Annotated in this window: 8 protein-coding genes and 1 tRNA gene; 6 read left to right on the top strand and 3 right to left on the bottom strand. The window is 52.0% G+C overall.

Features of this window, described 5'->3' with window-relative positions; all coding sequences use genetic code 11:
* Nucleotides 1-404: 404 nt before the first annotated feature.
* Both gltX and HQL52_15710 read left to right on the top strand, forming a co-directional pair.
* Complete coding sequence (gltX, locus tag HQL52_15705; GenBank protein ID MBF0370895.1) at nt 405-1,811, top strand: glutamate--tRNA ligase; 1,407 nt, start codon at nt 405-407, stop codon at nt 1,809-1,811.
* A 108-nt stretch (nt 1,812-1,919) separates the two neighbouring features.
* Nucleotides 1,920-1,993: transfer RNA gene (locus tag HQL52_15710), tRNA-Gln, on the top strand.
* A gap of 117 nt (nt 1,994-2,110) precedes the next feature.
* Here the strand turns inward: HQL52_15710 and HQL52_15715 are convergent.
* Nucleotides 2,111-5,083 carry an S-layer homology domain-containing protein gene (locus tag HQL52_15715; GenBank protein MBF0370896.1) on the bottom strand — a complete coding sequence of 991 codons (2,973 nt, stop codon included), beginning with the start codon at nt 5,081-5,083 and terminating at the stop codon, nt 2,111-2,113.
* 269 nt (nt 5,084-5,352) lie between these two features.
* Here HQL52_15715 and HQL52_15720 point away from each other — a divergent pair, with 269 nt between their 5' ends.
* The 3 genes from HQL52_15720 to HQL52_15730 all read left to right on the top strand — a co-directional run bounded on the left by HQL52_15720 (nt 5,353) and on the right by HQL52_15730 (nt 8,110).
* Nucleotides 5,353-5,772, top strand: coding sequence for a YjbQ family protein (locus tag HQL52_15720; protein MBF0370897.1), 420 nt, complete (start codon nt 5,353-5,355; stop codon nt 5,770-5,772).
* A 103-nt stretch (nt 5,773-5,875) separates the two neighbouring features.
* Entirely contained in the window at nt 5,876-7,264 is a 1,389-nt protein-coding gene (locus HQL52_15725; protein ID MBF0370898.1) for a GGDEF domain-containing protein, read from the top strand.
* A 432-nt stretch (nt 7,265-7,696) separates the two neighbouring features.
* Nucleotides 7,697-8,110: a response regulator gene (locus HQL52_15730; protein ID MBF0370899.1), complete on the top strand. Its 414-nt coding sequence runs from the start codon at nt 7,697-7,699 to the stop codon at nt 8,108-8,110.
* 227 nt (nt 8,111-8,337) lie between these two features.
* On the opposite strand, the gene HQL52_15735 is transcribed toward HQL52_15730, so the two are convergent.
* Nucleotides 8,338-8,658 (bottom strand): HigA family addiction module antidote protein, encoded by a 321-nt coding sequence (locus HQL52_15735; protein ID MBF0370900.1) that lies wholly within the window; start codon nt 8,656-8,658, stop codon nt 8,338-8,340.
* A complete protein-coding gene (locus HQL52_15740; protein MBF0370901.1) occupies nt 8,630-8,914 on the bottom strand; it encodes a type II toxin-antitoxin system RelE/ParE family toxin in 285 nt (94 codons plus the stop codon). The genes HQL52_15735 and HQL52_15740 overlap by 29 nt, the downstream gene beginning before the upstream one ends.
* An 856-nt stretch (nt 8,915-9,770) precedes the next feature.
* On the opposite strand from HQL52_15740, the gene HQL52_15745 reads away from it, so the two are divergent.
* Nucleotides 9,771-10,528: hypothetical protein (locus tag HQL52_15745; protein ID MBF0370902.1), on the top strand; the 758-nt coding region annotated here is incomplete at its 3' end.

Below are 10,528 nucleotides of genomic sequence, written 5' to 3' on the forward strand. Positions count from 1 at the left end.
CGAGAAACGATCAAGAAACAAAAACGGTGCAAAGCTATATCAGGAGATACTAAATCAAGCCCACCCCCAACGCCAGTCCTTGAACCCAACATTTCATGAAGATTGTGAGTTCTCCTTCACCCCCATCCATCAGAGTCGGCAGGAAAACCGTACCATTCGACTGGCAGGTTAAGGTTTTCTCTGGCTTAATGCCTTGGTTCCCAGGTAAATGGCCCCCTGTTTTCAAAGAGGATCACACGGCTTGCGGTTTTGAATACATCTATCTCCAAACCTCTCAAAATCACTCCCTGGGAAAGCTCTGATCAGAAAATCAGTCATTGAAGAGATTGGCGTTTTGTGACGTTATCGTGTAAATGGTCTTTTAACCGAGCCCGGCCCTTTTTCCAAGGAAGTCAGCAACCAAAATGACCATGCGCACGCGATTTGCCCCATCCCCCACCGGTTTTCTCCATATCGGCGGGGCCCGTACCGCCCTTTTTTGCCACCTGCAAGCCCGCCACAGCGGTGGAAAGTGGATCCTCCGCATCGAAGACACCGACCGGGAACGCTCCTCCCGGGAAGCGGTAGAGGTGATCATCGAAGGCCTCAAGTGGCTGGGCCTCGATGCCGATGAAGGCCCGGTGTTTCAATCCGAAAACACCTCTTTGCACTTGGCTGCAGCCGAACATCTGTTGGAATCAGACAAGGCCTATCGCTGTTACTGCACCCGGGAAGAGCTGGACGATATGCGTGCTCTTCAGCGGGAACGCAAGGAAAAACCCCGCTACGATGGCCGTTGTGCCAAACGCACCGACACCCCCCTGCTCCCCTATGTTGTCCGCTTCAAAACTCCCCAGGAGGGTAAAGTGGGGTGGGATGATCAAATTCAGGGGCGTATTGAATTTCCCAATGAGGAGCTTGATGATCTTATTCTGGTGCGCTCCGATGGCTCCCCTACCTACAATCTGGCGGTGGTGACCGACGACCACGCCCTGGGCATCACCCACGTCATCCGGGGAGAGGATCACACCTCCAACACCCCCCGGCAGATTCATCTCTATGAAGCCCTTGATTGGCCCGTGCCCATTTTTGCCCACATGCCCCTGCTCCATGGCTCTGATGGCGGCAAGCTATCCAAACGCCATGGGGCGGTGTCGGTATTGCAATATCGGGATGAAGGCTTTTTGCCCGAGGCGGTCAACAACTATCTGGTTCGGCTGGGGTGGTCCCATGGGGAGCAGGAGATTTTTTCCTCAGCGGAGATGATCGAACACTTTGACGTCCAGAATGTTGGTCGCTCGGCAGCCATTTTCAATCGGGAAAAACTCGAATGGTTAAATGGTCATCACATTCGCCAATGCCCCACCCAACGCCTGGCTACTGAGGTGATTCCTCATCTGGAAAAGATGGGTATCTCCAATCCTGACCCCCAGCTGGTGGAGGCTTTCGTCCCCCTGCTTCGGGAACGGGCCAAAACCTTGGTGGAAATGGCTGAAAAAAGCCTTTTTCTATTCGTCGATGAGGTCACATCCTTCCAAGAAAAAGCGGTTAAAAAACACTGTAAAGCAGCTATCCTTCCCCCCCTTGGGCGGTTGGTGGAGGGTCTTGAAGCCCTGGAAAGATGGAGCGAGGATAATTTGCAAGCCGCCTTTGACCAGGTGTTGGCAGAGGCTGGCATCAAGGTGGGCAAACTCGCCCAACCCGTGCGCATCGCCCTCACCGGGGGGCCTGTTTCACCAGGAATCCACGATGTATTGCTGCTTTTGGGCCGGGAAAAAAGCCTGCAACGCCTGAAAGCGGGCCTGGCTCATTTCCATGAAGCTGCCAGCTGAGTGGATCTTTTGTCAAAGGAATCAGCCAAATCTCAGGTAAAGGCTTGGATAATCCCATCGACTCTTGACATCCAAACCGGGCAGAGGTTAGGTTCTGTTCCGCTTTATTGGCGGATCGTCTAATGGTAGGACAGCGGATTCTGGTTCCGCCAGTCTAGGTTCGAGTCCTAGTCCGCCAGCCAATAAAACACCAAAGCAGGTAGAGCCACCCCGCTCTACCTGCTTTTTTTTATTTAAATCATCTGGTTTATTGTGTCCCCGCTTCAAGTTCCCAGTTGTTCCGACAATGATTCCGGCAATCACTCCAGGCCAAAAGTCTGCACCAAAAAGACCGCCATTTCCGCCCGGTTGATGGTCAGACTGGGACAAAAATCACCCGCTTCACAATCCGCACTTGATTCGACGGTGTTGTCGGAAAAACCTTCCGCATCGAGTTGCTCAATGAAGCCGGCTGCCCAATAATCAGCGGAAATATCCCCAAAAACCGTGCCCGTCGCGGCTGGGGGTTGATAGCTGGAACCATATTTGGTCCGGAGCAAAAAGATCGCCATCTCCGAACGAGTAATCTCTCGACTCGGGCAAAAGTTGTCGTCATCACAACCGCTGGTGATACCCAGCTCAGCCAGCCTTTCAACATAACTTCCCGCCCAATAACTGCTTGAAACATCGTCAAAAACTGTGCCCGTCCCCGCTGCTGGGGAATAATCGGAACCATATTGGGATCGAAGCAGGAAGATCGCCATTTCCGAGCGTTGCAAGGTATTGTCCGGACAATAGTTGCTGGAATCACAGCCGCTGGTGATACCATTTTCCACCAGAGTTTCGATAAAGCTGTAGCCCCAACGGGTGATGGGCACATCCAGGAAGGTGGAGCCGTCAGCCGAGGTGCCGTTGGTATATTCAGTCAGGTTGGTGATGCCATCCCCATCCAGGTCGCTGGAGGCATCAGAAGCGTCCAGCGTGTCCAGGCCGTAGGTCTCTTCCCAGCTATCCGACATACCGTCATTGTCATCGTCGGTATCGGCATTGTTCCCCACCCCGTCGCTGTCGCTATCAACGGTTTCATCGGGATCATCCGGAAAGGCATCTTCAGTATTGAGCACACCATCTCCATCGGAGTCACAGGAGGCGGTGGAGAGAGAAAGATAGTAGAGATCGATGGTATTGTTGTTTTCATATTCATCCACCTTCACATAATAGGTGCCTGCTGCCAGAGCCTCAGTGCAGCTATAGGTCAGGTAGGAAAAATCGGTATTACCACCATCGATATCATCGTTATAGCCCACCTCGTTGAGATCACTGTCATAAAGCCACAGCCGACTATCCCCACTGGCGCCCGAGGTGGAAAGGGCGATGGCTGAAGCTTCAGTCAGGGTAAAAGTGGACCAATCGACATCATCACTGGGATCGATGCTGTGAATCTGAGTTTCCCCGGAAGTAATCTCATTGGCCTCTGAGGAGCTATTGTTGGACTCGTAGGTATCTTCCGGCTCTGCGGTGGCCTCGCCATAGATGTTGTGGCGGGAGAATGAATCCAGAAAGACCTGGGCGTGGGGTCCGTCGGGATAGAGGTTCTGGGCGGCTGCGACGGTCGCTTCGGCCATATCCGGCATGGTGAGCCCCGATCCCAGGCCAAAATGGGATTCCAGAACAATCTGATCCACCTCTTCCCGGGTCTCTCCCTGATCTAACAAATCCAGCAGTGCCTGAAACAGCGGCGTGCCCCACAATTCATCCGACTTGTAGCCATCGATATTATCATGGGCGGTGTAAGTGAGGCTGGCATCATATTGAAAAGCCAGCCGATTCATATAACGGCCACTCCAGCAATCATTATGGCCGTCCCAGCTGAATATCCATTCGGGATAGAAGGCATCACCATTGACGGTAGAGAGAGAGTAGGAGCCAGCCCAATAATCCCCAAACCCCTCCCCCATGGCACCGGTATCGACGCCATCATCCCAATTGGGGTTAATGTCATCCTGAATGGCGTGGCCATATTCATGTAAAATCACATCGGCATCTTCATTGTCATCGACACAGCCGTGACCAAACACCAACCGACCTTCATCATACCACGAATTGTCTTGCCCGCCGGCACCATTGGCATCTACCTCAATAGCACGCTCAATGATACCTGTATCACCGGTAAACCCCAGAGATTGGATGTAGCGCTGGTTTTGATCCAGGTGAAAATAGGTCATGGCATCGTTGAAGGCATTGTCCCCCCGGGTAGCGGTCCAGTTGCCGTCGGTGGTGGTGCTGGGCTGGAAGCTCGGGGTGGAAAAATGGGTAATCTCCACCCAGGGGCCAGTCAGAGTGTAGACACCATCCACAACCGTCAAATCCTTCAGGGTACGGGTATAATAGGCCCCGTCAAAATCCGAATCATCCGATTCATCCTCCAGGAAGGCATCCATCAAGGTGGTGCGGGGGTCAGGGTCGAAGACCAGAGCGGTTCCGTCAGCGGTGTCCGTGGTCACACTTGATTGCTTGCTTTTTTTTTGTTCCTGGGACTCCAAAAAACGCTCGGTGGCTTGTTGGCGGCTCAAAGCTGGGGTGTCGATCGCGTTTTTGGCTTTTTCAGCCTTCTCAGGGGATTTTTTGGCAGCCTGTTTGATTCGCTTGATCAGGGTGTTTTTCACCTCAACAATATCCCCGGTGGCTGCATCGATTCGATGGCGCCAGTGACCATGGGGAGGCTGCATGTTGATCTGGGTTTGATAGATCAGGCGAAATGAATCCCCCTGGGGGAGATAGACCAACTCCCCCACCGGCAAATCCTGCAACTCGCCGTGACTCGATAGATTGTTCCAGGCTTCATCCAGAGCGGCCTCTTTGTCAATTTGGTTTTTTTGACTGGGAATAGGCTTGGTTTTTGGGTATATGTTGTTGAATACCTTGAGAATACCATTTCCATCTTTCCGCAGCGAAACGACAATTTCTCCCCCCTGTACCGGGATGCCGTCGATATTCTGCCGGAAGTGGACGTGGGTTCCGGTCAAACTTTTGCGAATGTGGTCGAGTTCAATGTTGCCGAGGTCGGAAGCGATACCAAAACGATTGTAATTGGCACGCAGATACCCTTTGGCGCTCTCTTCGGGGGGAGTATCCTTTTTTTGGTTGAATCGCCAGGTTTCGTTAAAAAGCATCTTGGGGGTGATGCGGTGGTCCCGATGATAGCGATCCCGGATGGGGATGCTCCCGGCAAAGGCGATGTTTTGAAAGCCAAAAAGGATGGCAAAAACCACGTAAAGGATGGCGCGATGCATTGCGAAAAAGCCTCCAAGCGACTGATACTGCCAGCAAAAATGCGGCGGGGTTGGAACCAATCAGGATACCTTCGACAACCTGTATGGTAACATGAGAATCTTAACCTTGCACAATTTTGATCGGGTGGAAGAGCCCTCTTGATTGCCTGCTCCTGGCTGCAAAAAGAAAGCTCATGGCTGAGAGGCCACCTTTGAAACATTAGAGGCTTTTTCGAGCCACGACATCCATCGTCAACACCATTTTTCTTGTTTTGAGGGATCTTTTTATCATGAAAAGCTATCGAAAAGAGTTGAGCTTTTTCACGCCCGGACGGCGTGCCTTCATCAACATCACCGGCGAGGTGGACAACTGTCTCAAGGAGAGCGGCATTCAGGAGGGGCTTTTACTGGTGAATGCCATGCACATCACCGCTTCGGTTTTTATCAACGACGATGAGCACGGCTTGCATCAGGATTATGAAAAATGGCTGGAAGCCCTCGCTCCCCACGCCCCTATCGGCCAATATCGCCACAACGATACCGGTGAAGATAATGCCGATGCGCACCTCAAGCGCCAGGTGATGGGGCGGGAAGTGGTGGTGGCGGTGAGCGGTGGCGCTCTGGATTTTGGCACCTGGGAGCAGATATTTTATGGCGAGTTTGATGGCCGCCGCAAAAAGCGGGTGCTGGTGAAGATTATCGGCGAATAAATGAAAGAGACGCTTTAGAATCAGCCAACTGGCTACCGATCAGACGCTTTTCCATTCCCGATCAGACGCTTCTCTTTCAGGTTTCGACAGAAGGTGATGGATCATGAAAGACAAACTTTCCCTTCAGGCGGCCCTCGATTTTATCGACGGCAAAAGCCAAGACCGGGAGCAAGCCCGCAAGGCGGTTCGGGAGGCGCTGTTCAAGAAAGCCATCCAGGAGAGCCCGACGGATGAGCGGGAGCGCCTCTCCCAGTTTTCCATCAAGACCCTGACCCTCTGTGTCAAACCGCTTCTGGAGCAGGATACCAAGAAAAAGGCACGGGTTGAAGATCTGGCCCGAAAAATCCATAAAAAAGGGCTTGATAACAAAGGATTCGACCAAGCCCTGGGAGAGTTACGCACCCTGGCGGCCTGGCTTAGGGAGTTGGAGCTGGGCAAGGAGTCCGACTCCGATACGACCAAGGGCTCCAGTTCGGCTACAGAGGATTCCACCGCCCCCTTGATCCCCCGGCTGATAGAAAATATTCGCATCTTAGGAGAAGGCGCCCCCTGGCTTGAGGCAGAAGCCCAACAGTTGCTAAACCAGCTGGAGAGCGAATCCCAGGCTGCGTTTATCGAACAGGTTGCCCGTTTTTGCACCAAAGTCACCGACCAGGGACCGGAAATCCGCCGCGCCTGGGAGAGGGAGCAGACCGCCTTTTTGGCTCTGGTCACCGAGCTTGCGGGGCACATCCGGGAGATGCGGGAGACCAGCGGGGAGACCGATTCCCGCTTGGGGGGAGCCATTGGACGGCTGCACCGGAGCAAGAGCCTGACTGATTTGGAAACCCTGCGGGCGCATCTGATCCACGAAGCCCAGGATTTGAAGGACCACTCCCAAAAGATCCAGAACCAACTGCAAGAGAGTCAGGAGCGATTGAGCGATGCGGAACGGCGCATGGAGGAGATGCAGGAGGAGTTGGATGAGGTGAAGGCGGAAAGCCTGACTGATCCTCTGACCAAAATTCCCAACCGTCGGGCTTTGGATCAGGTGATGAATCGGGAGTTTGCCCGGAGCCGTCGTTATCATCTCCCCCTGACTTTTATTCTCTTTGATCTGGATCACTTCAAGCGGGTGAACGACGACTATGGCCACCCGGTAGGGGATAAGGTGTTGGTGCAGGTGGCGGCGAAGGCCAAGGGGTTGCTGCGTCAGTCCGATTTTTTGGCTCGCTATGGGGGCGAGGAGTTTGCCCTGATTCTCCCCGGCACCTCTCTGGAAGCGGCCATCCAAACCGCTGATAAAATCCGGGGGGCGATTTCCCGGCTTCGCTTTAAAACCCGCAAAAAGACCCTTTCGGTGACTGCGAGCTTTGGCGCCAGCGCCCTGCCCAGCAGCCAATGGCAGACCATTCCCCAGCTTCTTAAAGCCGCTGATGTCGCTCTCTACCAGGCCAAGCAAAACGGTCGCAACCGGGTGGAGGTCGCCCAAAAAGCGCCTCCCACCTCCTGAAATCATGCCCTGCAAGAATCCCAGGCCCTTGTTATTTTTAAACATCCTGACAAAAGGAGATGACCCTGAATTTTTCTTAATGATTCTCATCTAAACAAATAAGATGGCTTCATTTTATACCCTGAAGGAGCTTGTTCAAATTTAAGGATGATTGCGTCCGAAAAATTGGTTAAAGTTCTGCCAGGATGATTCGGCAGACTCTTCTACATGCCGTTGTTTTTATTCAGGGGCCATGCTTGATTGATTTTGAAGACCCACGATTGGGTGCAAGGGCGCGACCAGAGGCAACGATCTGGGAATCCTGCTCCGAAAAGCCTGTTGGGTTGCGTTGATTGAACGCTTGAACGTGTCTGGATATTTTTGAAGAGGTTCCAGATTCCTTCTGATTGGGTGGCCGGATGAAAAAAATATTTTCCCAGAGGACCATGTGACATGACCAATGGGCTTGAAAAACAGCGAATTTTGATCGTCGATGACATCCCCGGCAACATCAAAACCCTCCAGGCGATTCTGGATGGCCAATACAAGCTGTCCGTCGCCACAAATGGCCAGGACGCCCTCAAGATTGTCGCGGCCATGCCGGTCAATCTGATTTTGCTGGATATTGTCATGCCGGGCATGGATGGCTTTGAGGTGTGCAAAAGGTTGAAGTCGGACCACGCCACCAAAGACATCCCGGTGATTTTCATCACCACCCGCAACGCCACTGAAGATTCCCAAAAGGGCTTTGCCTTGGGTGCTGTGGATTATATCCCCAAGCCGTTTGTCCCTCAGGTGGTTCTCTCCCGGGTTGACTCCACCCTCGGCAAAAAGCTCTCCGCAGCCGATCTCCCCTTCCTGATTTAGCGGGCGTTTATCCCTTCCGGGGCGTCTGTTCCCAGGCTGCTTTTTTTTGATTCCAAAACGATAAGCAAACCGATCTAAAAATGGGGCACTCTTCTCTGGCTGGATAGGGGAAAGGGAGAGTTATGCCCTACCCCCTATCAGCAAAAGCACAACGGCCTATATCCGATTTTTGATTCAAATGGCTATAGATGACCCAACGGTTGTTGCCCTTCCCGATGCCAATCAATTCAAGAGGGAACACGCACCCGCTCTTTGATTTTCAGCCCATTTTCCTGCTCGGCCTGTGCCAGGTCGTGGTTGGTTTGCAGGTTCATCCAAAATTTGGCGGATGTTTTAAAATAGCGGGCGAGGCGTAGGGCGGTATCCGCTGTTACGGCGCGCCGACCCTTGAGGATTTCGCTGATCCGGTTGGGGGGGACGTCGAGATCTCTGGCCAGGGCGTTGGCTGAGAGGGAGAGGGTGGTCATCTCTTCGGCCAAAACTTCCCCAGGGTGGGTGAGGGGTAGTTGGACGAGGGGTTTATTGTTGGTTTTTGGCAATTTCGACATGGTGGGCCTCCCCATTTTTATAGGTAAAGCAGATGCGCCATTGGTTGTTGATGCGAATGCTATACTGCCCGGTTCGTTTGCCGATCAAGGTTCTGAAACCTTTGGATGGCAATCCTTTGAGATCGTCGAGGGTTTCGGAGCACTCCAACACCAGCAAGCATCTTTGGGCTTGCCGGGTAAGCTCCTGGTCGGAGGATTGATCTCTTATTCCGGCTGCGAATTGGGCGGTGCGTTTATCCTTGAACGAAGCAATCATGGTGGTTGGTCCTGTATCTGCGGGGCCTTCATGTTTTAATCATAACGCGTTACGTAACGCGACATGTGGTATTCGATACATTCAAATGTGGTATTTTCAGCACCCTTCCCGCCACTCTGGAGCTGGTTTTGGCGAGCTTGGGGAGGTAGGAGTTGGAATGGAGCGGTTGATTGAACACGGTCTCTCTTTGGATCTGGGAATGCTCCCCAATGGCAGCTGTTTCGGAATACGTAACAGGTTATTCAGGCTGAAGCAAGCGGGTTTTGACTCCATTTTCCCAGGCTGGCATAGCCCTTTTCCCTCCCGCTCATGTCAGCCGCCACCGCCACCAAAAACAACGCGATACGTAACGTGCATTTCGTTGTTCATATTTTCCATCCAAAAACCGGTGACATCATCGTTCCAATCAAGAGGGGTGCACTCTGAAAAGCGCTATGCAAAGAGATCCATTTGACCATAAAAACAACAGGTTGCCACAGATTTTGTAGGGTGGGCACATTTTTTTGTGCCCACCACAAGCTCATGGATTCTTTATATGGTTGAATATTTTGTGATCCATACTTTTTCTGAAGGATTTGGTGGGCACAAAAGCGGTGCCCACCCTACGGTTTTTCCTGGTAATGGAATCAACCATGCTGAGCATCAGGGTAGGCCCATTTTCCATCTCCATCATCCAAGTTGAGAAGCCATGATTGGAAGCCCGGTGAAAGCCTCGCAGGATGGCGTGGGGTTGATGGGCAGCCAACCAACGGGCGTATGATCTCCAAGCCTTTTCAAACCTACCCGTTGGCTCTGTTTTGGATTAAGTTGATAGAGGTTATTAATTTCGTCTTATTTTGAGCGTGGGGTGGGTGCAATGGCATCTGGTACGGATTGGGAGCACAGTCTTAAAATTATTGTCTATTTGTGCGCAATCGCCGGATTTTCTCGTGTGATATTCAGTCACTATCGGGAAAACCTGAAAGAGACCGAAGCCGACCGTGAACGCTACTTGAAGGCTCTCAAACGCCCCATCTTTAAAACCACCTATCTGAAAATCCTGATTTACGGTTTGAGAATGCTGAGAAAGCTGTTTGGACCTGGATTTCTTTCACTCCAGGCTCTCGGAGTTTGCCTCACTATTTCCTTTGCTTACAGCATCTGGATGTTCCTGCTGGGCTGGCTTTTCGGGGGTAGCGGTGAGATGGGCGGAGTTGATTTTTTTGAGCCTGGAGTTCCTGGATGGAAAAGAACATTCATCGTCGCTGTAGTTGCATTTTCATCATGGGCTTTATTTTATACCTTTTTAAAAGAGGATAAAGTTAAAAGCATTATCCGCAGACTTTTAAGCCGATTGGAAAACAAAATATATGATCGTTTTCTTGATTTTCTGGTAGAGACTGGAATCTTGGTTGTATTAGGAGCCGGAGCCGTAGCCGGAGCCGTAGCCGGAGCCGTAGCCGGAGCCGGAGCCGTAGCCCTCAAAGTCATTATAACAGGTAGTGTCAATCAAACAAATATTACCTGGCTGTTTTTCTGGGGATTTCTTCCTTTCCTGAACAGTATTCTGGACTGGCTCTCCTGGGGGTTAAGCCGTTATTTGGGCTGGCGGATTTTAAAGCGCCGGATGATAGC

Source organism: Magnetococcales bacterium (assembly GCA_015232395.1).
GTDB lineage: Bacteria > Pseudomonadota > Magnetococcia > Magnetococcales > JADFZT01 > JADFZT01.

Bases quoted from the DNA above. Each gene is read 5' to 3' on its own strand.
- gltX (MBF0370895.1), top strand. From the start codon at position 405: ATGACCATGCGCACGCGATTTGCCCCATCCCCCACCGGTTTTCTCCAT.
- HQL52_15730 (MBF0370899.1), top strand. From the start codon at position 7,697: ATGACCAATGGGCTTGAAAAACAGCGAATTTTGATCGTCGATGACATC.
- HQL52_15735 (MBF0370900.1), bottom strand. From the start codon at position 8,658: ATGTCGAAATTGCCAAAAACCAACAATAAACCCCTCGTCCAACTACCC.
- HQL52_15715 (MBF0370896.1), bottom strand. From the start codon at position 5,083: ATGCATCGCGCCATCCTTTACGTGGTTTTTGCCATCCTTTTTGGCTTT.
- HQL52_15720 (MBF0370897.1), top strand. From the start codon at position 5,353: ATGAAAAGCTATCGAAAAGAGTTGAGCTTTTTCACGCCCGGACGGCGT.
- HQL52_15725 (MBF0370898.1), top strand. From the start codon at position 5,876: ATGAAAGACAAACTTTCCCTTCAGGCGGCCCTCGATTTTATCGACGGC.
- HQL52_15740 (MBF0370901.1), bottom strand. From the start codon at position 8,914: ATGATTGCTTCGTTCAAGGATAAACGCACCGCCCAATTCGCAGCCGGA.